Origin of the sequence: Marinifilum sp. JC120 (assembly GCA_004923195.1) — a bacterium.
Lineage (GTDB): Bacteria > Desulfobacterota > Desulfovibrionia > Desulfovibrionales > Desulfovibrionaceae > Maridesulfovibrio.
On the sequence record RDSB01000026.1, the window covers coordinates 1 to 25,149 of the forward strand.

The 25,149-nt window shown below is 48.0% G+C and carries 21 protein-coding genes; 3 read left to right on the forward strand and 18 right to left on the reverse strand.

All coding sequences use genetic code 11. The features are described 5' to 3' along the window. Positions 1-154 precede the first annotated feature (154 nt). Entirely contained in the window at positions 155-1,063 is a 909-nt protein-coding gene (locus D0S45_18595) for an aminoglycoside phosphotransferase (GenBank protein TIH12234.1), read from the forward strand. A gap of 54 nt (positions 1,064-1,117) precedes the next feature. On the opposite strand, the gene D0S45_18600 is transcribed toward D0S45_18595, so the two are convergent. The 3 genes from D0S45_18600 to D0S45_18610 all read right to left on the reverse strand — a co-directional run bounded on the left by D0S45_18600 (position 1,118) and on the right by D0S45_18610 (position 6,267). Beyond that, positions 1,118-1,792 carry a phosphoribosylglycinamide formyltransferase gene (locus tag D0S45_18600; protein ID TIH12267.1) on the reverse strand — a complete coding sequence of 225 codons (675 nt, stop codon included), beginning with the start codon at positions 1,790-1,792 and terminating at the stop codon, positions 1,118-1,120. 239 nt (positions 1,793-2,031) lie between these two features. Then, positions 2,032-3,546 (reverse strand): uroporphyrinogen-III C-methyltransferase, encoded by a 1,515-nt coding sequence (cobA, locus tag D0S45_18605; protein TIH12235.1) that lies wholly within the window; start codon positions 3,544-3,546, stop codon positions 2,032-2,034. Positions 3,547-3,612: 66 nt separating this feature from the next. Next, positions 3,613-6,267: a valine--tRNA ligase gene (locus tag D0S45_18610; GenBank protein ID TIH12236.1), complete on the reverse strand. Its 2,655-nt coding sequence runs from the start codon at positions 6,265-6,267 to the stop codon at positions 3,613-3,615. Positions 6,268-6,498: 231 nt separating this feature from the next. Between D0S45_18610 and D0S45_18615 the strand changes: the two genes are divergently transcribed. Both D0S45_18615 and D0S45_18620 read left to right on the forward strand, forming a co-directional pair. Then, a complete protein-coding gene (locus D0S45_18615; GenBank protein TIH12237.1) occupies positions 6,499-7,743 on the forward strand; it encodes a biotin--protein ligase in 1,245 nt (414 codons plus the stop codon). A gap of 133 nt (positions 7,744-7,876) precedes the next feature. Then, positions 7,877-9,838 carry a DUF342 domain-containing protein gene (locus tag D0S45_18620; GenBank protein ID TIH12238.1) on the forward strand — a complete coding sequence of 654 codons (1,962 nt, stop codon included), beginning with the start codon at positions 7,877-7,879 and terminating at the stop codon, positions 9,836-9,838. A gap of 47 nt (positions 9,839-9,885) precedes the next feature. Here D0S45_18620 and D0S45_18625 read toward each other — a convergent pair whose 3' ends face one another. The 15 genes from D0S45_18625 to D0S45_18695 form a co-directional block, all read right to left on the reverse strand. After that, the gene (locus D0S45_18625; GenBank protein TIH12239.1) at positions 9,886-10,845 is read right to left on the reverse strand and encodes a hypothetical protein; all 960 of its coding nucleotides are present in this window, start codon (positions 10,843-10,845) and stop codon (positions 9,886-9,888) included. Positions 10,846-11,037: 192 nt separating this feature from the next. Next, the gene (locus D0S45_18630) at positions 11,038-12,840 is read right to left on the reverse strand and encodes a hypothetical protein (protein ID TIH12240.1); all 1,803 of its coding nucleotides are present in this window, start codon (positions 12,838-12,840) and stop codon (positions 11,038-11,040) included. Beyond that, positions 12,770-13,576: a tRNA pseudouridine(38-40) synthase TruA gene (gene truA, locus D0S45_18635; protein TIH12268.1), complete on the reverse strand. Its 807-nt coding sequence runs from the start codon at positions 13,574-13,576 to the stop codon at positions 12,770-12,772. Before truA ends, D0S45_18630 begins: the two co-directional genes overlap by 71 nt. A 13-nt stretch (positions 13,577-13,589) precedes the next feature. Next, on the reverse strand, positions 13,590-14,168 hold the full coding sequence (locus tag D0S45_18640; protein ID TIH12269.1) for a hypothetical protein: 579 nt from the start codon (positions 14,166-14,168) through the stop codon (positions 13,590-13,592). Positions 14,169-14,190: 22 nt separating this feature from the next. After that, entirely contained in the window at positions 14,191-14,628 is a 438-nt protein-coding gene (gene fliJ, locus D0S45_18645; protein TIH12241.1) for a flagellar export protein FliJ, read from the reverse strand. Between the two features lie 202 nt (positions 14,629-14,830). Beyond that, positions 14,831-16,033, reverse strand: a complete 1,203-nt coding sequence (locus tag D0S45_18650; protein TIH12242.1) for a hypothetical protein — start codon at positions 16,031-16,033, stop codon at positions 14,831-14,833. 459 nt (positions 16,034-16,492) lie between these two features. Continuing rightward, complete coding sequence (locus tag D0S45_18655; protein TIH12243.1) at positions 16,493-16,684, reverse strand: ferredoxin; 192 nt, start codon at positions 16,682-16,684, stop codon at positions 16,493-16,495. Positions 16,685-16,840: 156 nt separating this feature from the next. Beyond that, a complete protein-coding gene (locus D0S45_18660) occupies positions 16,841-17,638 on the reverse strand; it encodes a hypothetical protein (GenBank protein TIH12244.1) in 798 nt (265 codons plus the stop codon). 150 nt (positions 17,639-17,788) lie between these two features. Then, on the reverse strand, positions 17,789-18,502 hold the full coding sequence (locus D0S45_18665) for an ABC transporter ATP-binding protein (GenBank protein TIH12245.1): 714 nt from the start codon (positions 18,500-18,502) through the stop codon (positions 17,789-17,791). Positions 18,503-18,505: 3 nt separating this feature from the next. Continuing rightward, on the reverse strand, positions 18,506-19,675 hold the full coding sequence (locus D0S45_18670; GenBank protein TIH12246.1) for a branched-chain amino acid ABC transporter permease: 1,170 nt from the start codon (positions 19,673-19,675) through the stop codon (positions 18,506-18,508). Positions 19,676-19,703: 28 nt separating this feature from the next. Beyond that, positions 19,704-20,606, reverse strand: a complete 903-nt coding sequence (locus D0S45_18675; GenBank protein ID TIH12247.1) for a branched-chain amino acid ABC transporter permease — start codon at positions 20,604-20,606, stop codon at positions 19,704-19,706. A 66-nt stretch (positions 20,607-20,672) separates the two neighbouring features. Next, on the reverse strand, positions 20,673-21,806 hold the full coding sequence (locus D0S45_18680; protein TIH12248.1) for a branched-chain amino acid ABC transporter substrate-binding protein: 1,134 nt from the start codon (positions 21,804-21,806) through the stop codon (positions 20,673-20,675). A 28-nt stretch (positions 21,807-21,834) separates the two neighbouring features. Further along, complete coding sequence (locus tag D0S45_18685; GenBank protein ID TIH12270.1) at positions 21,835-22,590, reverse strand: ABC transporter ATP-binding protein; 756 nt, start codon at positions 22,588-22,590, stop codon at positions 21,835-21,837. 619 nt (positions 22,591-23,209) lie between these two features. Then, a complete protein-coding gene (locus D0S45_18690; GenBank protein ID TIH12249.1) occupies positions 23,210-23,893 on the reverse strand; it encodes a hypothetical protein in 684 nt (227 codons plus the stop codon). Between the two features lie 21 nt (positions 23,894-23,914). Next, positions 23,915-25,138 carry a heterodisulfide reductase subunit E gene (locus D0S45_18695; protein ID TIH12250.1) on the reverse strand — a complete coding sequence of 408 codons (1,224 nt, stop codon included), beginning with the start codon at positions 25,136-25,138 and terminating at the stop codon, positions 23,915-23,917. Positions 25,139-25,149: the final 11 nt, after the last annotated feature.

Here is a 25,149-nt window from a genome sequence, read left to right on the forward strand (position 1 = left end):
TCCGGCGGTGGCTTAAAAAGCCGTTGAGCCGATGAGGAGCAGGAGTGCGGATACACCATCAGGGCACATAGATGCCGAATATACGTTTGCATCCACCTCTTAATCAATCCAAGCTTGACTTCTGGGCGGGACCATATACGCCGGAGGCATGCATATGATCGATGCTCTTTCCCCTTGGGGTATTGAAACCCTCGAACGCCATAATGATAAGAATATTCCCGGTAGCCCGGAACGGGCAATCTCACGCTCTGTAATTGAAGACACTGAGAACAGACTTTGGCTCATGGAACGTATTGCCGGAACACAGGTGAATAAACGTTCCGCCATTGCTGAGAATCTGCTGACCTTGCAGAAATCAGGCATGGACTGGCTGCTTCCCTATCAGGAAACCAAGGATGGGCAGGTTATCGCAGAGGTAATGGGCCTCCCTTGGCAGCTCTCGCCCTTTTACGAATCAGACGAACTGCCAAGACCGGAATATGTCTTTGACGCTCAAAGAGGCACAGAACTGGCGAAATTCATTGCCCAGTTGCGTAAACATACAAAGGGTAAAGAGATGCAGGGACAGGACCAATCCTTTGCCCTGATCGAGTATGCCCGCAAACTGGCTGAGACCGTTAAAGAACGGGAACCGACTGTATATAAACGGCTGGAACCGATCTGCGCACGCCTGTTCCCCAAGATGAAGCAATTTTCGCAACTGCCCAAAGCATTCTGCCACGGCGATTTTCATCCCCTGAACGTACTTTGGAAAGGTAAAAAAGTCGGCGCGGTAATCGACTGGGAATTTTCCGGCATGCGTCCTGAAATTTATGACGTGGCAAATATGATCGGTTGCGTGGCCTTTGAGAATCCCGGCGCACTAGGTGAAGGCTTAATCCCGGCCTTCATGGACGGACTTTATGACAATACCGATATCAACGACGACAGTTATGAATCACTTCCCGCCTATATTCCAGCCCTGCGCTTTGCATGGCTTTCCGAATGGCTGCGCAAAAAAGATCACGAAATGGTGGAGATGGAATTAGAATTTATGGAGCTGCTTTTGGCGGTGATGGGATAATTTTTCCACTGGGATCATTTTCGTGACTTCACGAAAATGATCCCTTAATTTTTTTTAGAAACCTTTTTCCAATGGCGGATTAACCAGACTCCCACCGTCAGTCTTGGCAAGCTCCACATCAGCTTCAGCCAGCTTCACAAAACGGTCCTCGACGGACAATCTCTCTTTAGCCAGCCACTGTGCGGCCTGCGGCAGGATGCGGTGTTCCTGCTTGAGGATGCGCTTGCGCAATTCGTCTTCATCTTCACCGGGATAAGCAGGAACTGCCGCCTGAATGATCACCGCGCCGTGGTCCATTTTCTCGTCCACAAAATGCACAGTACATCCGGCTAGTTGAACGCCATATTTCGCAGCATCGCCCTGCCCGTCCACACCGGGAAAGCTGGGCAGGATTGCGGGGTGAATATTGATAATCTTTCCGGGGAATGCATTCAGAAAAACCGGAGTGATAATGCGCATGAAGCCAGCCATGACCACAGCCTCGACTCCGGCATCCTTCAGGATACGCACCATTTCTGTATCGAATTCCTCACGGGAATTAAAATCTTTATGGCTTAGTGCCGCAGTGGGGATGCCGTAAGCTTCGGCCCGTTTCAGGCCGTAAGCGTCAGCCTTATTAGAAAGAACCATCCTGATATCCACGTCAAGGATGTTGTCTTCCATTTTTTCAATAATGGATTGTAAATTCGATCCGCCACCAGATATGAGAACAGCAATAGGAAGACTCATTTTCCTTTTCCCTCCGGGGGCCAAAGAACCTTTTTTTGAGAAAAAAGGTTCTCTGGACTCTCCAAAAAAACTTTTTATCGGGGCTTCGCCGCTTTGTATAATTAATCGTGCTGAAAAATTAGTCCGTTCTCCCATCACACCCCTGCGAAGCTCTATTAAAACGTCTTTGAAAGAGAGGGGATGGGGTCTGGGGAAGGGGAGAGAAAAAAAGAGGACCGCAAGCGGTCCTCTTTTAATAATTACTCAGCAGCTTCCTGCACCAGTACATCGACCAGTGCGGGTATGGTGTAATCTTCGGGCTGAATATCCGGCTCATAACCGAACCCTTCGAGGGTCTTGGCGGTGATGGGCCCGATGCAGGCGATTTTCACACTCTCTTTATATTTATGAAAAACTTCCGGCTCAATGAGATTGAAGAAATTTTCAACCGTGCTGGAGCTGGTGAAAGTCAGGTAATCGATCTTTCCGGCTTCGAGGGCCTCGGCAATGGGTCCGGGATCGTTCTCGGAAAGTCCGGTCTCGTAGACGGGCAGGATTTTGACCTCTGCTCCGGCCTTACGCAACTCTTCGGGTAGCACTTCACGGGCAATCTTGGCGCGCGGTATGAGCACTTTCTTGCCCTTGACGCCCTTTTCGAGCAGTCCGGCAACAACACCCTCAGCAACGTACTTTTCAGGTACGAAATCAGGCTTGATGCCTTTTTCTACCAATGCTTCGGCTGTTGCGGGTCCGATGGCAGCGATTTCAATTCCGGCAAAGGCGCGAGCATCGAGACCAGCTTCATCCATCTGGCTAAAGAAATGTTTTACACCGTTCACGGACGTGAAGATCAACCAATCCCAATTGGAAAGTTCTTTGATCTCATTCTGAACGTCTGCGTAATCAGCAACAGGCTCGATGTTGATGGTCGGGAACTCATGCACACAAGCACCGAGCTTGCCGAGAGTGGAAACAAGTCCGCTGGACTGTTCGCGAGCACGGGTAACTACAACGCCTTTACCAAGCAGGGGCTTTTTCTCAAACCAAGCCAGCTTGTCGTGCAAGGAGCAGACACCGCCGACTACGATAATAGAAGGAGCCTTGAACTTGCGCTCTTTTGCTTCCTCTGCAACGTTCTCAAGAGTAGAAACAAAAGACTGCTGATTGCAACGGGTTCCCCAGCGCACGAGGGCTACCGGAGTTTCAGGATCGCGACCGTTCTTGATCAGATTCTCGGCGATCATGGGCAGGTTTTTCACGCCCATGTAAAAAACGAGTGTGCTGGTGGACTTGGCGTAAACAGCCCAGTCATGACCGGACTTTTCCTTGGTGGGATCTTCATGTCCGGTGATGAAGCATACGGAAGTGGTGAAATCGCGGTGAGTTACCGGGATACCTGCATAAGCGGGTGCGGCAACGCCTGCGGTGATACCGGGAATGACTTCAAAAGCGATTCCGGCTTCGACCAGCTCTTCGGCTTCTTCGCCGCCGCGACCGAAAACATAAGGATCGCCGCCTTTAAGACGGGCAATGACTTTGCCTTCGTTAGCTTTTTCAACGATAAGCTCGTTAATTTTATCCTGCGGCAGGGTGTGGTCGCCGCCTTTTTTACCTACGTAAAGGATTTCGCAATCAGCTTTGCAGTAGGAAAGAAATTCAATATTTGCCAGATAGTCGTAGATGAGCACATCTGCAGTTTCCAGCACTTCTTTAGCCTTAACAGTCAGCAGACCGGGATCACCGGGACCCGCACCAATAAGATATACCAAACCCATATTTGCACCCTCATATGTTATATTTAAAAATAGGGGGCATATACCCCCTATTTTTAAATATTAATCTTATTCCATTACACTGACCAATCTGTCTTTCAGTTCAGTCAGCTTTGCTTTCTTATCATTAATCTCTTCCAAACGGGCTTTTTCTTTCTCAACAACCGCTGCGGGAGCGTTGCTGACAAAGCCTTTGTTGGAAAGTTTCTTTTCTATCACTCCGAGATCTTTGTCCAGCTTGGCGAATTCCTTGTCCAGACGGGCAAGCTCGGACTCGAAGTCCACTGCGCCTGCCAGAGGTACAAAAAGTTCGTTCCCCTGAACAACTGCGGTACCGGATGCGCTGGGACCTTCTGCGTCAGGACCTGCTGTTACGCTATCCAGACGGGCAAGAGCCTTAAACAGATCGATATTGTCGTTAATCAACGCGGCGGACCTTTCATCGGCAGTACGCACGATGAGTTCCAGCTTCTTGGAAGGAGCAATGATCAACTCGGTACGGATGTTACGTACAGCGGAAACAAGACCCTGAAAAAGTTCCATATCTTCTGTGGCTTTTTCATTGCGGCAGTTGTCGCGCTTTTCGGGATAGGCAACGGTTGCGATGTCGCCATTTTCGATTCCGGGCAGTACGGACCAGATTTCCTGAGTTACGAAAGGCATTACCGGATGCAGCAGAACCATGGTCTCGGAAAGAACGGTCCAGAGAACCTTCAGGGTTGCGTCTTTGCGGGTAGGATCATCGCTGTAAAGATCCGGCTTGATCATTTCAAGGTACCAGTCGCAGAACTCATTCCAGATAAATCTGTACATGGTCTGAGCCACTTCGTTGAAGCGGTAGGCTTCCACTGCTTCACGCATGGTATCCTTAACTTCTTCAAGGCGGTGCAGAATCCACTCATTAGCAAGGCCTGTTGCATCATCAAGAGATGCTTCAGGTTTCTTGCCGTCAAAGTTCATGAGCGCGAAACGTGCAGAGTTCCAAATTTTGTTAACAAAATTGCGGTAACCATCAATGCGCTGCTCGGAAAGCTTGATATCGCGGCCCATGGCAGCAAAAGAAGTCAGGGTAAAACGCAGGGCATCAGTACCGTACTTGTCGGACATTTCCAGCGGATCAATAACGTTTCCGGTGGACTTGGACATCTTCTTTCCATGCTCATCACGCACAAGAGCGTGGATGTAAACATGATGAAAAGGAATCTGATCCTGAAAGTGAATACCCATCATCATCATACGTGCGACCCAGAAAAACAGGATGTCGAATCCGGTAATCAGCACGGATGTGGGGTAGTACTTGGAGAGTTCCGGGGTCTCGTCAGGCCAGCCCAGTGTGGAAAAAGGCCAGAGAGCGGAAGAAAACCAAGTGTCGAGCACGTCTTCTTCCTGAGTGAGTTTGGAAGAACCGCACTTGGTGCACTTGCTGGGATCATCAAGGGAAACAATCAGTTCGCCGCACTCTTCACAGGTCCAGGCCGGGATGCGGTGTCCCCACCAGATCTGACGGGAGATACACCAGTCGCGGATGTTATCCAGCCATTCGTAATAGACCTTTTCCCAATTGGAAGGGAAAATCTGGGTTTCAGAAGGAACAGCAGCGCGGGCTTTTTCTGCCAGCGGCTTCATGGCTACAAACCACTGCTCGGAAACATGAGGCTCGATGGTGGATTTACAGCGGTAACATTCACCAACGGAATGTTCGTGATCGTCGATGGAAATGAGGTAACCCTCAGCTTTCAGATCTTCGACGATGACTTTGCGCAAATCATCCTTGAACATGCCCTGATATTTTTCAGGCGCGTTCTCGTTGATGTTACCGTCTTCGTCAAACACGGCAAGAACTTCAAGGTTATGCTTGCGGCCCAGTTCCCAGTCATTCATGTCGTGAGCAGGCGTCACTTTCAAAGCACCGGTACCGAATTCCATATCTACGTAAGAATCACCGATGATAGGCAGTTCGCGGCCCACGATGGGCAGGATGGCGGTCTTGCCGATAAGATGCTTGAAACGATCATCTTCGGGGTTAACGCAGATAGCGGTATCGCCGAGCATGGTTTCGGGACGGGTGGTGGCGATGATCAGTTCGCCGGAACCGTCGGAAAGTTTGTATTTAATGTTGTAGAAATGGCCCGGTTTGGGAGAATGTTCTACTTCGTCATCAGCAAGAGCGGTATGGCAACGGTTACACCAGTTGATGATGTAATTGCCTTTGTAAATGAGCCCTTCTTCGTAAAGCTTTACGAAAACTTCGCGAACAGCCTTAGCGCGCTGTTCATCAAAGGTGAAACATTCACGGTCCCAGTCAACGGACGCGCCCATGCGGCGAATCTGCTTGAGGATGTGACCGCCCTTTTCTTCCTTCCATTCCCAGACACGCTCAATGAATTTTTCACGACCGAGGTCGTCGCGAGTCTTGCCTTCAGTTTTAAGCTGACGCTCCACAACGTTCTGGGTGGCAATGCCTGCATGGTCGGTTCCGGGAACCCAGAGAACATTCTTGCCCTGCTGACGCTGGTAGCGGCAAAGAATATCCTGCAAGGTGATGTTCAGAGCGTGGCCCATGTGCAGCACACCAGTGACGTTGGGCGGCGGAATCACGATGGAGTAAGGATCGCCGTCAGCTTCGGGATCTGCTGTGAATGTTTTATTTTCTTCCCAGTGGTCAAGCCACTTTTTTTCTACATCCCAAGGTTCATAGCCTTTGGGGAGGTTGGATTCCGCCATTTCATGACTCCTGTTTCAAATATAAATTCTTAAGCAAAAAAATACGTACCGGGTCACCGTTATCCGGCTTCCCGTTGCGTACAGGTCTGCTAAGTTGGTTTCATAATAATATTTTTAAAAAAAGATGTGCTTTGCCTGCCCTGATTTTCCGTGTATTTACGGATCAAGGTTCAAAAGCAAAACACTCGCCTCGTCAACTTGCGCTACACACACTTATAAAGAGACACGAACATGTCAAGTATCTATATACTATGGGATGACTCCCACATCTGGGGGCTGCTGATCAAAAGAGCCCTTGAAGCATGGAACATCGACCACGAATTAGTGCGTGGGCATCAAATAGCGCAAGGGCTGCTTTCAGGCAAGCCTCCGGCGGCACTTATCGTTCCCGGCGGCTGGGCCAAGGGCAAAGCCATGCATCTAGGCGGCCCCGGCATCCTTGAAATCCAGAAATATGTAGGTGAAGGCGGCAACTACCTCGGATTCTGCGGCGGAGCAGGACTAGGCCTTTCCGATACAGGTGGGTTAGGTTTAAGCTGTTGGCATCGCAAAGGGTTTGAAAAGAGACTGCACCATTTTTTAAGCGGGCATATCAACGTTAAGCTGGACCAGTCCAGCCCGCTGGTCCCGGAAAGCCTTGGGGAGACAGCTCTTATTCCGGTCTGGTGGCCGGGCCAATTTTCACCGAATAAATGCGACTCCACCACAGCACTGGGCCGCTACCGCGAACCGGGCAAAGACTTCTGGGTGGCCGACCTGTGCATAAGTTCACTACCTGAAGGAACCCTCAATGACTGGCACAACATGTACGGAATCTCGCTTCTGCCTGAATTCCTGCATGACCGTCCGGCTGTTGTTTCCGGCCAGACCGGAAAAGGCAACTTCATCCTCAGCTATCCGCACCTTGAAACTCCGGCTTCAGCACAGGCCAACATATGGCTCTCGCACATCATTGACCACATGTTAGGGCAAGAAGCGCAAAAACGCCCAACTCTCCCGGCATGGGAGCTAGCGGATACTCCGGTCAAATGGAATGACCCGAATCTTATTTCCGTACGCAATTCTCTTGAAAAAATCATCGCCACCGGACAAGGCCATTTCCTGCTTTTCTGGCGCAATCCCTGGTTGCTGGGCTGGAGGAGAGGAATTCCCGGAGCAGCACTGAACAGCCTCTATGCACTTATTTGCAAAGTAACTTCACATGAACCGAATGATGCTTCCATTGAAGCATGGAAATCATGCAAAGATGACTTCATAAAATACATGAAAGTCTTTGAGGAAGGTGTAACCGGCTACTTATTAGCAGAACGCTTTGCTATGACCATGCGCAGTCTAGAACCGGAAACTATATTTCCCAAGGCATTGCAGGAGCAACGTAACGGACTTTTCGGCCCCCCTCCCGGAGCAGGTGGAATTTACGCAAAGCTGCTCTCTATGTTGGAGGAACTCGTTTGGGTCATGCATAAAGAAAAATAAAAAAGACTCCGAATAAGTAGATATCAGTAGTGTTTGAACATTAACTGAATCTAATATAGGGTTAGCTTATAAATACAATTTTTTTCCAATTTCGGTACAACAGCAAATTCTAAAGACACAGGTAACATAATCTATGACTGACCAAGCGACATCTGCACGGGGAGCAGACCTTCGCAACAAGCGGGATGGTACTGCTGTTAAAAGTCATAATGCTGTGCTGGAATTTAAAGTTACCTCAGACAAGATGGCAGCCTTCATCTCTTCCTACACTCCTGCGGAAGGAAATGGAAAACCTCTATCACTTGAGCTGATGCAGTCTGAGCTGGACCGCTCAGGAATCGCCGGGGAATTGGACCACGACGGAGCCATGTTCGCCCTCAAAAGAGCAAGTGAAGAAAAAAGTATTCTCAATGTAGCCCTTGTCCGGGCTCTTTATCCACAAAATGCTGAAGATGGTCAGATCATAACTGACGCAGACCTTAATTTTCCGGTGCTGCCGGGAATGGAAATCGGAAAACTAGGCAAAGCACAGCCTTCCTCCTCCGGCAAGAATCTTGACGGAGAAGAAATCCCGGCAGCAGATACCCATACTCCCAAACCCCTGACTCTTGCAGATGCTGAAAATCGCAACTGCACCCTTGACTCTGAAAGCGGCAAACTGGTGGCCAGCACTTACGGACTTGTGAAAATTCAAGATCAGCAGGTCATGGTTGAACCTCTCATCAAAGTCTCAGCCAACATGATGAAAGTCTCCACCAAACTTTTCCCCCATGACTGCTTTAGACTCAAGTATGACCTCGCTGCCCTTGAATCGGCCCTTGAAGAGATGGACATTTCACGCCCCCTGCAACATGTTGTGGGGCAGACCGCTATAAAAAAAGCCCGCGAAACAGGTGCTGCTCAAGAAGCAATTATAGTGCATGGCACTGAACCGGTTCCCGGACGGGACGGATATTTTGAATATGCCCGCGAAGATCAGACCGCCAGCTCCATCGGCACTACCGGGGAAGATGACCGTGTAGATTTTAAAGACCGTGGAGTTCACCCCATGGTCAACCCCGGAGACATCATTGGCAAAATCCATCCCCCGGTAGAAGGTAAAGCCGGGGAAGATGTCTACGGAAGATTAACTCCTCCCCCCGGCGGCAATCCCCTTGAAATCAAAACCGGGGCGCATGTCGCTCCCATGCCGGACGGTATTACCTATAAGGCCACAGCCACCGGTATTGTCCATTTTCAAGATAATACCCTTGCGGTTAAGGATGTTCTGGAAACCAAGGGAGATGTGGACTACTCCACCGGAAACATCAAACTTGAAAAAGGATCAGTACATGTAAACGGCTCCATCAGAGATGGCTTCACTGTGGAAGTTCCCGCACATGTAGTTGTAGCCGACTCCATAGAAGGGGCCAGTGTCAAAGCCGGAGGCGATATTGAAGTCAAAGGCGGGCTGGTTATGTCCGGAAAAGGGCTGGTCAAGGCTGAAGGCGTCATAACAGCACAATTCGCCTCCAATTCCCGTATTGAATGCGGAGATGAAATCATCATCAAACATGAAATGAGCAATTGCCTCATTCGTTGCAAAGGCCCTGTCACTGCCTTTGGTGGCAAGGGTATTATTCAAGGCGGAGTTGTGAGTTCGAGTGTTGGCATTGAAGCCAACGAAATCGGCTCGGAAATCGGCGTGAAAACCGTTGTCGGCATTACCGCTAAACAAAAGATCAACAGTAAGCTGATCAAAGAAAGGGATGATTTACGAGCCAGACTGCTAAAAATAAATTCTGCCGTAGGACAAGGGGACAACGAGTCCATCCTCAAATCCACCCCTGCGCCCAAGCAGGAACAGATGAAGCAAATTCTCATGATGCGCGGACGCATAAAGCTCAAACTCAAAGAGATACGCAAGCAGCTTTCCAAGGAGCTTAATGATTATTATAAGTCCCTTGAACTTCTCTCCATCCGGGTACACCGCAAAATCCATCCCGGTGTGGAAATAAGAATCGGCGGCAAGACTGTGCAGATCAGCAAACCAACTCCGAGGATGAAGTTCCGCTTTGATGCTGAAGAGCGAACTATTATCGCTACAAAATTCTAACCCCCCGCACATTCCTGTACGAGGGTTTGTAGAATCAATTAGTCCGTTTACATGGACAATCCATTTTTCCATTCACGGAAGACTTCCGGATATTCAAGCACACTTGAATCCACATACATGGGCAGACTGACCATTGCCCCGTTTTTTATAGCCGGAACCTGTGCCAAAGAGGGGTTTTCCTTCAATGCTTTTGCCAGCATCCGCTGCACGGCAGCCGCGTCTCCGGTGATGACGATGACATCAGGGTTTGCCTTATCAAGATCCCTGAATCTTCTTTTGGTAGCAAAGCCCTTACTGACTTTCATCTTTTCCGAAATCAACTTTCCCCCCACATTAGTACAGCCAAGTCTGGAAAGCATATATTTGTCAGAATAGCCTCCGGGGGCCTCCACCTGCACGAAATACTTCCCGGAAGCCATATCGAGCCCCCTAAGGATCAAAACTTTTTTGTTCAGTGAAGCATTCTGAATCTTATTCCTCCGCTCTTCGTATTTCTGGGCCAAATCCTCACCTTTCCGCTCCTTGCCAACTATTTTTGCCACCTGACGCACTGCTGAACCAACGCCTTTTGAAAAGTCCACATACTCTACGCGTACATTCGGAACATCTTTGACCAGATCGGCCATATTAGCAGGATTTACATTTTTCTTATACAGGCAGAAATGGGGGCTTTTCTCAAGGATCAGCAACTTCAGGCCATGTTTCGTCATATAATCAGAAATGGCTTTGGGCTTTCTTTTCGATGCATAAAGCGGGCAGCCCAATATGTCCGTAGCTAGCCTTAACTCTACACCTTTTTCCCACAATGAAGCCCTAACGGCCATTGCCTGCGGGATAACGCCTAATGCCAATGAAACGTCCACCAACCTGTCGCCGATCATTACTGCTTCCATTTTTTCCGGCGCATAGGTCGGCCCTGCGAATGCGTCCATGGTTGCCAATTGTAACAAAATGCCTACAGCCAACATCAAGCCCAACACCTTTGAACAAGAAGTTATTATTCTCATCTCACTCTCGTAATTTAAAATGAATTTAATTTTCAAAATCACTACAGTGGTATACAAAACATAATGTGTAGGTCAAGAGCCAGCACAAAATGATTAAAAGCTCATCTTTATCACTACACGAATAGATTTAGTAAGAAAAAACGAAATAAAGACCACCCGTGAGATAACACCAATAATTACAGCAAAGCAGGATCACCCTTTAGTGGAAACAAGCCGCCCGGTATCATCTGCCGGTTCATCAAAATCAAAATCAAAGCTGTCTTCAAAAGTATCGACCAATTCCTTTTTTACTTCCAGCTCCAGCTCGGTACGCGGTGAAGGTTCCGGCAACCATGGTCCGGGCAATGATGTTTCCGGGATCAGGTAAGAACTGACCTTGTTCTCAATCACCTCATTATTCACATTCTGCCAGCGGGTAAACAGCCCATCCTCTTCATCTTCCAACAATTCGCGAACTTTGTCCGGTTCGGCCAGCAATGCATCATAGAAGGTATCGGAATCAAACCAAAGCAGATTATCTTTCTCCGCTTCCTTAAGACCGATCCACTCCAGATCAACCGCATTATCAGCGACCGGATCACGCCAGAGATCGGCAAAGCCTTCACGAAAGAGGTCTTCGGCAGGCAGGATGGCTTTACGCAAGTCATTGTATCCGTCGGTTATCAATCCGACATTCTTCTCCATATCAGTGACCGCATCCACCACCCGCAAGGGTAGACTTTCCCCGAAATTTCCTTCCAGCTCTACAGTGACCCGGCCTCGATCAAGGGCAAATTCACCGGGCGCACGCACTTCAGTATAACCGTCGATGGTCATCTGTGCGTCTCCACCCGGATGGGCGGTAACATTCAAACCCAGCACATCCAGACCGGAACCGGGTTCCAGCTCCAGCCGTTCCCCGATCTTAGGATTAACCGCAGTAATACTCACTGCCTTGCCGTCAATAAGATAGTAATCGTCCCCGGTATAAACAGGCGAAACCAGTTTGCCATCAACAACTTCAGCATCAATCTTATCTGAGGTAGAGGCTGCGGAGTTAGCAATACGGCCCAATACCGTATCCCAGTCGTCTCCAGCTTCAACGTAGAAATCAATGGTCCCGGACTCGGCACCGATAGTGTAATCAATGGAATGATCCCCGGCGGTCAGGGTTGTGGTTGCATTTATGTCAAAAGACTTACTCAAGAACTGGGAAGGCCCCCCGGCAACAGCATTGGAAAGATCGTAACGGCCCTCTTCCGCCGGGCCGATGGGGACTTGAGTAGCATAAAGCTTCAGATTGGAAATTAATTGACCGCTGCTGTCGCTAAAGGAAAGTTTGTTGGCAGCGTCCAGAGCCTGAGTACTGTCACCTCGGTTTTCTTCAGTGACTACGTAAGCGGTGTTCACGGAAAATGCGAGAGCCGATCCGGTACCGAGCAAATCATCCGGGTTGGAACCAACAGCATTTTGCTTAATAATACGTGCCTGCACAGGCAGGGAGCTTTCATTAACCGCATCACGGACCGCTTCCAGCAACTCGTCATTGGTCATTCCTTCGCTGACTTCAACTTCAAGCTGTTTTGAGGATGCCCCCAAAGCCATATCAAACTTGTAGGTCCCGGCATCAAGGGAAGTTTGTGACTCGCCGGTAAAACCGCGCGAGTAATAGCGGTAGTAACGCTGAAAATCGTCTTTATGAGTAAGAGAGGAAGATATGTTCTTATCAAGAAAGGGATCATTGACCACAAGGCGGGAACTGCTCAGACCGAAACCCTGATCGGGCCAACGAAAAGCAGCAAGGGTTTCACTTAGCGACTTGACCTTGGACTGCACTTCCATGGCCACGGAAGGTGCGGTGAGTTCGTATTTATTCTTGAGCGCGGCACGGCTGAACCGTTCTTCCCAGTATGATCCCGGGAAGACTCTTTGCAGGGAATCAGACTTATCCGTCGACTCCGCTATTCTGAGCTTGTTTCCGTCCAGTGTCAGTTCCGCCACAACCCGTTTCTCCATAGTAAACACCGGCCATACACAACCCCTGCGCAGGAGCCGTGGCCGGAGCCATAGTTCTGTCCTTTATCTGTAATAATGATCGGACAGTTTCGGGTTCGGCTTTACCCCGCCCGATTCTAACAAGGCAGCCGACCATGTTACGGACCATCTGCTTAAGGAAGCCGGAACCGCAGACCTCAAGAATCATCTCCTGCTCAGTCTGACCGGGGTAACGCTTAAAATCATGGATTGTACGAACTGTGGATTTGATCAAAGTTCCGGTATTCTGGAAGGAAGAAAAATCGTGTTCCCCCAAAAAGTACTCCATACCTTGATCTAGAGCGGAAAAATCAAGAGGACCGCATTTCCAGACATACTGCCTGCGCCACGGCAGAAAGAAACTGTTCTCCAGCCATAAGGTATAAGTATAGGATTTGCGGATTGCACTGTAGCGGGAATGAAATTCGGAAGAAACAAGTTCTGTTTCCAGAACGGTAACATCATCAGGCAGCAGAGAATTTAGTGCTCTTTGCCAATTCACCGCAGCAAATTTGCTTTGCACATCAAAATGGGCCACCTGCCCTAGAGAATGCACGCCGCTGTCTGTACGCCCGGAACCATGCACCCGCACCGGAATTCCGGTAACCCGGATTATGGCCTTTTCCAGCACGCCCTGCACTGTGCGCAGCCGGGGCTGCAACTGCCAGCCGCAAAAGTTCGTGCCATCATAAGCTATGGTAAGTTTGATTCTTTGCAATTTCAAAAAAATATTATTCTTCTAGAGGTGTCTGAAGCTTGGTGAGTTCTTCGGAAAGCTTGGCAGCCTTCTTCGGTGTCACAAAACCGAGGATTGCCCCGGCACTGCGGCCACGCATGCCTGACAAAATCTTGACGGCCAGATTAGTATCAAGAGACTCGATAACCTGTGCTGCCTGCTTGGCTTTCATGGCGGTATAAACACCCACCAGATGCTTGATCTTCTTATCTTTAAGAACATCAGCATCGGCTATCATTTTCTTAAGCCTCTTCTCAAGGCTGTTTAATTCGGCAAGCTTCTTATCCAGATTCTGCTCAAGAGTACGCAGGGAGCGTTCCTTACGGGCCAGTTCATCTTCCTTGGCCTTGAGTGCCTTCCAGTCAGCTTCAGGCATATTGGAAGGCTTAGCAGCGGTCTTCGGGGCAGCTTTATCCTTGGCCTCTGCTTCTGCGGCAATGGCTTGCGGAGGGGCGACAACATTACGTACAACATTGCTTTCCACCACGGCTTCCACTACTTGCTGCACTTCCTTAGAAGACTTGGTAATATCAAAACCCAACGATCCGATAAGGGAAAGTTTAAAAAGAGCCAGTAGAATCAGACAGACAAGTATTTTAGAAATTTTCAGGTTTGAAGCGAATCGTTGCCATTTCGTCGAACTCTTTTTGTTCTTTGAGATTTTCTTCTTCATGATATTTCTTCGCCTGATTCTCTTTTAGCTTTTCGAGCAATTTACGATCTTTTGACTTTTTAACAGCATCTGCACGACATTTTTGCAAGTTAAGGGCCAACTGTTTCAAACGGCTTTGAGCAGAATGAAGATCCTCTTTGAGGGCCATATCATACTGCTGCCAAAGCCACATATCGTTGGCTGATAAATTGTCGTATTTCTTTTTCTGGTGGGCGACGATCAATTCTTCAACAGCCCAGAGCTTTTTCTTCTGCTCCTGATGCAGACGCAGGGCTTCCGCAAGGGCAAGCCGAGCCTGCTCTTCTGCCTGTTCCCTGAACTCCAGGACCTTTTCAAGCTTGAAAACAAAAGGCTTGGGCATTTTATGAATTGATCATCATGAAGATTATTTCTTTTCTTCGGGCCTTCCGGCCAGTCCGCAATATCCTTTGTCAGCGTCAACGAATCGCCACATCATACACATGGTACCCTGACAAAATTTCATCTTGTCATCACTGGTCATCAGATAGGGACAGTATTTAAACTTGGCCTCATTTTCAGAATAGAGCATGAAAACCTCTCTGCTAATTGGAAACAACCTTTTCGTAAATCAGGCACTGCTTGCCCATGGCCTGCTTGACGTATTCTTTGACCAGAACGCCGATACGCTCCTCACGGGTGAACTTGTCGGCATACTTGCCTTGCTCGTACACTTCGGGGAACTCGTCGGACAGAACCGGATGCTTTGCTGCAATGTGCTCAACCTGCTTGGAATATTCAGAAATATAATTATCCATATCCTGATCGGACATTCCTTCAATTTCCCTGACCTTTTGAGCAAAAGCTGCGGGCTCAGGAAGATTACTTGATTCCATCAGGGCGGAAAAAGCACGTCCGAAACGCTGACTGCCTTCAAAAATATGCTTGGGACGAACCACGTTCAACCCGGCCCATCCGGCACGCAGCCACTTGAACAGATAACTCACAGTCTGCTCAGGATTATTCTTATCCTGAATGTACAAATTTACAGACATGGAATCGTACATGAAAGTATCCATCCAGCTCAAGCCGCCTGTGGTCAGTCCGGGAATTCCGCTATAGAAATAATTCCACTGGTTGTCATCCACCACCAGACCTTTCATCCCCACGCTGGACTTATCAAGCTGCTTGGAAACGGACAGGAAGACATCGCGCCCTTCAAACTTGAGCAGCACCAACAGACGATTCAAATCGTAACGGTAGTAAGCCCCTCCAAAGGAATCGGGGGTGTTGACTTCAAATTCTTTACCCCGCCAGACTCTGGGGGTATCGCAATCATTAAGATATTTCCATGGCTGAGCTTTCTCAGTGTAGAATTGACTGTCAGCAGACCAACCGCTGACCCTGATAACTGAAGGATAGATGGCGTAGTTAGGGATTTCCGGATTATATGTATATTCAAGAATCCTTTTCAATCCGGCATCGACCTGCATGCGCATGGCCGCACCATTGGAAGAATCACGCTTAGGAAGCTTGATCAGCTTATCAGTCGGGGGTGTGTCATCCACATACTTGATCAAAGCGTTGATTTTGGAAGCATCAAGGCTGGGTTCATTACCGGCAAGAAAATCGAACAGGTAATCAAGCCCTTCATCGACCTGAGTAGGAAGAGTTATTTTCTTCTTATCTTTAGAAGTGGAACACTCCCCTTCTGCTGCCATAAGAAACAAAGGAACCAAAGCGATTACGACCAAAGCAACCGCACGAATTAATGTCCGAAAAGAACTCGGACTTACAAAAAATTTCATATATTTTATGCACCTTCCCGCTCAATTACTGCGGGTTTTTATCTATTCTCTGTACTCCCTATTTATGCACTAATCCGCTTCTTGGCAAGCTCGGCGTTTTGCCGGGAACCTGCACAGCTACGGGGCTAAGCAAACATGCTACCCACATTCGGGATAAGCAAAATAAGTACCCTTTGTAAGTTAGTGCATAATTTAAAGTGCGTATGTATAAATGATGGGACTGTCAGCCCTAAATTAAAAGATCAACCGTCCATATTCCGTCGCTCACAAACCAACTTACATTCTCAGCATTTTTTAAATTTACGAAATATGTTTTTTATCAGTTTCAATTCCTGACTTGCAGTTTTCTTGTACGAATCCTCTGCAATACTGTCGAACTGAATGGAAACAGTTTTCTATTTCTTAAAAAAAAGACGCCCCTAAAGGCGTCTTAACAAAATACACATATGAAAAATCGAATCATTCTATCATAATACATTCAACCGGACAGGTATCTATCGATTCCGCAACACATTCAAGGTCAACTGCTTCCTCTTTAATCACCTCCGCCTTTTCCCCTTCTGAATCAAGGGCAAAGACTTCGGGACAAAGCTCCACACAGGTTTCGCAACCAATACACTCGTCCTGATCAATCACTACTTTTTTAGCCATAATCTGCCTCCAGATATTTGGATAAGAATTACTGATTTTATTTTGAAAACAACTTAAACATAAAGACCGTATTCAGGGCAAGCTTTTAGTTGCGCCACTCAGTTAAAACCATATTAATCCTATCATTTCCAGCAATCTAAAAAAACAGGATTATGCTTAATGCAATCCATACTTCTCCACTATCCGGTCAAAAGTCCCGTCTTCTTTTATGTCCTGCAAGCCTTGATTAAACCTGCGTACCAGTTCACTGCTTTCCTTGTTTTTTCTTGTGAACAACATATAAAGACTCTCAGCTTTTACTGGAGCGGGAACAGAACCGAAAAGAGACTGCTGGGCTGGAAACAATTTCCTGATCAAGTCGTACCCGACAGCACGACTTTCACTCATCAAAGCAATATGCCCACGCACCAACTTTTGCATGCCCATTTCATTATCAGGGACTATAACTATATTAAATCCCATCTTACGGTATTGATCAACCTGAGCATACCCCCGAACAACACCTATGCTATACTTGTCCCCGTTTTGAACACCATTCTCTACTTCCCTTTTCACTTCGCCTTCTGAATAAAATTTTCGGTAATAAAATAACCTGACTGAACGGCTATGCAAGGGAGCTGAGTATAGAGCAAACTCTTCCCGATCAGACATCTTGATCCAAGGAAACGAAGCCATTGCCATACCACTTTTAAGAGTCAATAATGCTCGCTTCCAGGGATAATATTCATACTTGGCAGTTAGTTCCGCTCTTTCCATGGCAGCAGAGACAATTTCATAGCTCATCCCTCCCCCGCCAGCTTCGGCAGTTACATAAGGAGCCCACTCCCCGGTTGCAACAGTGACCACATCCTCTGCGGTTGCAATACGCACAGCCGAAGAGAGCAAAAATAATAAAATTAAAACTGCTCCCCAAAAAAGAAATGTATTAGTAAAGTTAAACCGTTTTACAAACACCGCTACCTCGTTACTCGAGACCTAGATATCATTATACAATGTATAGCATAGCCCACAAAAACTGTCTAAACTCTTTTAGACATTGCTCTAAAAAAACGAATCCCCCTGAAAGAACTTTCAGAGGGATTCAACGTTCAAGTCTATTATTTATTATTCGCCGAGATATGCCTTCTGGATGTCCGGGTTATTAAGAAGCTTTGAGGCTTCATCTTCCATAACCACGTTTCCGGTTTCCAGAACATAGCCGCGGTGGGCCATGCTTAGGGCGACCTTGGCGTTCTGCTCCACCAGAATTACCGTCGTTCCAAGCTTATTGATCTCTTTAATGATACTAAAGATTTGCTTAACGATAAGTGGCGCGAGCCCAAGCGAAGGTTCATCCAGCAGCAAGACCTTGGGGCGGCTCATAAGAGCCCTACCAATGGCCAGCATCTGCTGCTCACCACCGGATAGAGTTCCTCCGGCCTGCCTGCGCCTTTCCCGCAAAATGGGAAACATGGCAAAGACCCGTTCCATATCATCAGTGATTTCATTATCGCTACGGAAGAAGGCACCCATATCGAGATTTTCTTCAATGGTCAGTCTCGGAAAGATACGCCTTCCTTCAGGAACCTGACATAGCCCCATGGAAGGCAAACGGTCCGAGGCCACTTTATTGATGCGTTCGCCCTTGTAGTAAATATCTCCTGCGGTAGCCTCAACTATGTTGCAGATGGTCATTAGGGTTGTGGATTTCCCGGCACCGTTAGCACCGATTATGGAAACGATTTCCCCTTCCATAACCTTGATGCTGATCCCCTTCAGGGCCTTGATACTGCCATATCCCGCATGGATATCACGAAGTTCTAAGATAGGTTCTGACATGGCTTAATCCTTATTTGCCTTCATTCTACGCTTGGGAGGCAACAAACCCTGCGGTCTGAAGAGCATCATCAGAGTCATGACACCACCAAATACAAGCATGCGATAGAGTTCGAAATCCCTGAAAATCTCCGGCAGAGCAATCAGGGCCAGCGCGCCAAGGATAACACCGGGGATTGACCCCATACCGCCCAGAACAACCATGGAAAGAACCATTGCCGATTCAAGGAAGGTGAATGATTCCGGGCTGACAAAGCGCATCCGAGCGGCGTAAAAAGCACCGGCCATGCCGCCGAAGCAAGCACCGGAACAATAAGCCAGCAATTTCATATAAAATGTTGGGATTCCCATTACCTCGGCAGCGGTTTCATCCTCACGGATGGCTTCCCATGCGCGTCCGATACGGGAATGATTTAAACGGTAGACTGCGATGATGGTAAATACCACCAGAACAAGAATAACATAATAAATCAGGGAAAGTTTCTTGAGCCAGAGATGCTCTAGAGTCATACCGTTGGCAAAATCAGGCCAGTAAACGCCCGGGGCTTTAATCCCGGTAATCCCGTTGGGACCGTTGGTAAGACTCATCCAGTTGTTGAGCACCATACGCACGATTTCTGCAAAACCGAGGGTAACAATAGCCAGATAGTCACCACGCATACGCATGGAGCAGTAACCGATTATACAGGCTCCCAATCCGGCAACGCCAGCACTAATAGGCAGACAGATCCAGAAGGCCAGCTGAAAATGTATGGACAGCAGAGCATAAGTATATGCGCCCAATCCATAAAATGCGATATAACCGAGATCGAGCATACCTGCTAGGCCGACCACAATATTCAAGCCGAGCCCAAGGCAGATGTAAATCATGCAGTTAATGGCTACATCCTGCGCATAGCGTCCGAAGAGATGAGGATAAGCACAAGCGAAGGCAAGGATGACAAACGCCCAAACCGCAAAAGGCAGAGTAGATGTTGCCTTTTGCACTCCCCCCACAACCGAACCAGCAGGCTTGGTGATAAAATTGAATGCACCGATGCTGTTCAATTGCCTTAAGACAAGAAGAAACGAACACCCGGCGGCAATCTTCCACCAGACTGAAAAAGTTCTTGCCACTTCCAATCCTTCAGGCTTGACCCCCAACAGAGGCCAGAGCAGGACGAAGAGCCAGATCATCCCAACGCCTAAAGAAGTCCAGTGTTTTTTAAACTCTGGTATCGTCAACGTTCTCTCCCATGATTCCTGAAGGTCTGAAATAAAGCACTCCGATAAGAATCAAGAATGCAAACACATCCTTGTACTCACCGGAAATATAACCTGCGGCAAAGATCTCGACCATGCCGATGATAAATCCACCGATCATTGCCCCGGTAATGTTGCCGATTCCGCCCAGTACAGCGGCGGCAAAAGCTTTGATCCCCGGTACAAAACCCATGTCGTAACGCACCGAGCCGTAGTAGAGGCCGACCATGATCCCCGCCGCAGCAGCCAGCCCCGCACCGATGGCGAAAGTAAGGCTGATAATACGGTTGGAATTGATCCCCACCAGCGCGGACATAATCTTATCCTGAGCTGTGGAGCGCATGGCTTTACCGATGCGAGTCTTGAAGACCAGAAAATTTAGAGCCACCAGCAGGAAGGCGGTCAGACTGACAATAAAAAGCTGCATATAAGACAGCATTACTGTTCCGAACTCAAATCCACCCTGTGTCAATTCGGTGGGATAGGGCCTGTCATATACACCCTGAGTGAGCATCAAACCATTCTGCAAGAAAATGGACATACCCAGTGCAGAAAGAAGCACTGAGAGCCTTGAAGAGCTACGCAAAGGTTTATAAGCCACCTTCTCCACAGCCATAGCCAGCATAGCGCAGTAGGCCATAGCCAGAATAAGCGAACCGGACAGGCAGACCCATGCCGGAGCACCCTGTGCGAGCAGGTAGCTCATGAAGATCACACCGACGTAACCGCCAGCTGCAAAGAACTCCCCGTGGGCGAAGTTAATGAGCTGGATGATGCCGTACACCATGGTATAGCCCAGTGCGATCAGTGCGTAGACACTGCCGAGGGTAATACCGTTGATGAGTTGCTGAAAAAAATATTCCATGGATTTCCGGGGGCTGTACGTAATGGTCCCTGCCACTACGGGCAGGGACCGACACTTGTTTGACTTCTAGTAGAGCTGACCGGTTGCAGGGTTCCAGTAGTTGATGAACTTGCCGTTATCAACCTTACGGATAATGTAGTTGGAGCCGGAGTCTCCGTTGGACTTGAACTTGATGTGCTTGGTTGCACCATCGTAATCAAGCTTCATGAGTTCAGCTTTAACTTTTTCAGGATCGGTAGAACCGGCAGCCTTAACAGCCTTGAAATAAGCCATGGCGGAGTCATATGCATAACCGGAGTATGCACCGGGCTCACCGTACTTGGGCTGGTATTTGGCGTAGAATTCTTTATAAGCAGGAGCGTTGTTGTCAATGTAACCAAAGGTCAGGTAAACATCTTCAGCAGCGTCTTTTGCAATTTCAATAAGCTGCGGATGGTAAACAGCATCCTGAGCCAGACGGACAGCCTTGATTCCCATACGCTTAGCTTGAATAAGCATCAGTGCACCGGTGGCTGAGTTCTGCATGGACATGTAGAACACATCAGGCTTGGTAGTTTTAACTTTGGTCAGGATAGCGGAAAAGTCTTTATCGCCCTGGTTAACGTGCTCGTGACCGAGAACCTTGATTCCGGCAGCTTTACACATCTTTTCAACACCGTCTGCAAGACCCTGAGAGTAGGCTGTCTTATCATCAACAATGTATACGGACTTAGCACCAATCTTATCCTGCATGAACTTGAGCGCGATAGCGCCCTGATCGTCATCCCGTCCGCACATGCGGAACATATAAGGCAATCCGCGGGAGGTAACCCTTTCGTTAGTGGAGGCCGGGGTGATCATGACTATGGATTCTTCATCAAGAACTTCTGATGCGGGCAGGGTTGCGCTAGAGCAATATGCGCCAATAACGCCGTTCGCTTCTTCGTTAATCAGCTTGTTAGCGGTTGCAACAGCCTGACGGGGTTCGCATGCGGTATCCTGAGGCATAACCTCAATGTTGTCGAAGCCGGGAATTCCTCCGTTTGCTTTGACTACTTCCATTGCGGTGAGAACACCGTTTTTAATGTCGTTACCGTCAGCGGCGTAGGGTCCAGTCAGCGGTCCCATGGTTCCGACTTTGAGGGTTTTCGCGAAAACCATGCCTGCACCCAGCATAAGAATAGCTGCGACAAGCATTACTGTCATGATAGAACGTTTCATAAAATGAGCCTCCCTAAAGTGAATAAGGTTAGTTACCCAGATATGCCTCAATTACAGCAGGATTTTTCTGAATTTCTTCAGGGTTCCCCTTTGCAATCATTACTCCGTGATCAAGAACCACCAAACGTTGGCAGATGCCCATGACAACTTTCATGTCATGCTCCACCATAAGCACGTTGATGCCCCTTTCTGAGATTTTGCTGATAGTTTCCATCAACTCTGAACTTTCCGCCGGGTTCAGACCGGCGGCAGGTTCGTCAAGCAGAATAGAGCTAGGCTCTGAAGCCAGTGCTCTGGCTATTTCAAGCCGTCTCTGATGACCGTATGGAAGACTTGACGCAACCTCATCAGCAAATTCATCCAACTCCGCGAAACGGAGTTCCTCCATGGCCTTCTCCTTGATGCGCGCCTCTTCCCTCTTCTGGGCCGGAGTGCGGAAAACAGCGCCGAAAACTCCGCATGAAGAGCGGGAGTGTTGAGCTACCATTACATTTTCAAGGGCGGTCATGTTCTGGAACAGACGAATATTCTGAAAGGTTCTGGCAATGCCTTTATGAAGCACCTGGTACGGCTTAAGCCCGGTAAGATTTTCGCCGTTGTACTCCACGTGGCCCCCGGAAGCCGAATAGACCCCGGTTATCACGTTGAAGACTGTAGTTTTGCCAGCGCCGTTAGGACCAATAAGTCCCACAATCTCTCCCGGCATGAGAGAGAAGTTAACCTCTGCCAAAGCCTGCAGTCCACCGAAGCGGACGCTCACGTCGTGTAAATGAAGTTCTGCCATATTGGACATACCTATACACATTATTCTTCTTAAGATCAAGACAGAAGGAGATTTTTATTCCTTACTAACTCGATCTAAAGAATTAATATTCGTATCAACAATGTTTTACTGCGAATTAAAACATACAACTGATTGCAGAATCAGTAACTAAAGTAACTTTATAGCAATACAGTTGATCACCTGATCAAAAAACAGCAGAACACAAATATAACTATGTTCTGTATTCTAGTACTTTTCATTAACATTTGTATCTATAACTGCTGATTCACATCTAATCATACAGATTATAATGTTTAATAAAAGTCTTTTTTTGCTTACAAAATTGTCCATAGATTTAGCACTATTTTCCATATTTGGCTAATTTCAATTTAAATCATTGCAGGACTGGCTTTAGCTGACATTTCGTCTCTCAAAACAAACGTTTCATGAATTAAGTTCGAGTTTTTTCAAGTATACGATCACAACACTATCTATCCCGCATTAAACAGCTTCCTACTTATGTAATTTTTTTCAATAAAAATTTTATTCTGTCAGACTTTGGTAAAAAAAAGAGGCCCTGTCCGCCAAGCGGACAGGGCCTCACATACTTCAATTAAATGAAGCTACAGGCTTAAGCGGCCTACCAACCTTCGTCAGCGAAGGGGTCGGAACCAAAACCGAAGTCTTCAGCAGGTGCACCACCGGTTGCGGGAGCACCAGCGGAACCTGCATCAGCAGGAGCAGCGCCTTCAGCAACAGCACCGGCAGCAACGGTTACAACACCGTGCTTTTTAACATCTTCGATCATGTTGAGAAGTTCATCAACCTTGCCGATGTACTCTTCAACTTTTGCCTGGGAAGAAACGATGACTTTATCGCCTTCGTCTTTACCAGCAGCTTCAAAAGCTTCACACTTGCCTTTGAACTCAGCGAGGCCTTTTTCGGTTTCACCGAGTTTGCCTTCAGCTGCAGCAAGTTTAGTTTCAAGTTCCTGAATCTTAGCAGCCTGATCAGAAACGCTGGAGCGGTATTCAGCGAGCTTTCCGAAGATAGCGTCAACCTGAGTCATAACATCACCGGGAAGAGCGCCAACAGATACGTTTTCGCCAAGACCGGAAACCTGACCGGTTTTCATTTTAGCCAGTTCGGGATGCTGCTCGTAGATCCATGCTTTTGCAAGTGCGGCTGCAAAAGGTTCGAATTCAGCATCAATGTCTTTCTGAGTCATGTAGCCCAGAAGTTCCTGAACAGAGTTGTTGCTTTCGCCACCCTTAATATAGGACACAAAAGTGCTCATGGGGAAAGTTTTGCGTGCTTCAGACATGGTTAGTTCCTCCTTGCTCTATTACAGAGTAAAAGTCTTTTCTTCACGGACCGGCATGGGCAGACGGCCGATGTATCTTGCATAAGTTAAAGCTGCGGTCCTGTAGACAAGGTGTCCGAGCTTGGACCACGGCAGATAGACAAACATCATGAATACGGCGATCAAATGCACGTAGTACATGGGGTATGCGAGAATGGCCACGCCGAGAAGACGCAGGATTTCGCACATTACGCCAGATACGGCGATAGTCCAGATCAGGCCGAGCAGGTACCAATCATAATAACTGGAACCATGTACATCCTGATCCTGATTCAAACGACGCTTAGTAAGCAGTACCAGCGAGTATACGAGCAGTACCGCACCAACGTTGGCCAGAATCTTAACCGGGTGCCACAGCGGCATGGGAGTATGACCAATGGCACTGAGGAAAGGAATAATCTTTCCACCCCAGTGGGTTACTGCAACCACACCGGTAACGACCATCAGGCAGATAAATGCAACCATGATAAAACGGTGGCCGTTGAACTTCTGTTCGTCAGCTTCGTCGGTTTCACCGCATTCTTTCCACTTGGAGTGAGTCAGCAGTTCGTTTTTGCAAACGTCGATGAAGCACTCCAGCATGCTGGGCTTTTCAGATTTGTCACCTATAGCAAAGACCTTCGGCTGATCCTTAAAGGATGCGATGAGGTTTTTCACCCCTTTATAGAAGGTCCAAGCCATGAAGCCAAAGGCAATCATGAAGATAGGGTCAATGGTATAATCGCCGGGAAACAGCAGTCCGTAGACGATATCACCATCTTCGGTAGTGGGAAAAGCTGAACCGAGAATCATGCTTCTGATAATCCAGATCAGCATATAAATAGCTGCGGGAATAGCAATCAGTTTAGGCAGATGCTTGGGAGAACTCATCCATTCACCGATGATGGTAGGAGTCATCATCTTCTTGTAGGCCATGTTACGCATACCTGCGAGCAAATCTGCAGGACGTGCGCCGCGGGGGCACAGGTCGGAACAGGTACCGCAGTTATGACACAGCCAGATATCGATGTCACTTTCGAGTTTATCTTTAAGGCCCCACTGAGCCCAGACCATTTCCTTACGCGGGTAAGGGTTGTCGGCAGGCGAGAGGGGACAGGCTACAGAGCAAGTTGCGCACTGATAGCACTTCTTGAGGCTTTCGCCACCGACTTCCTGCAGTTCTTTGATGAACTGAAGATCCGGTTTAATGCGAATATCTTTTTCCATGTCGCGTCTAC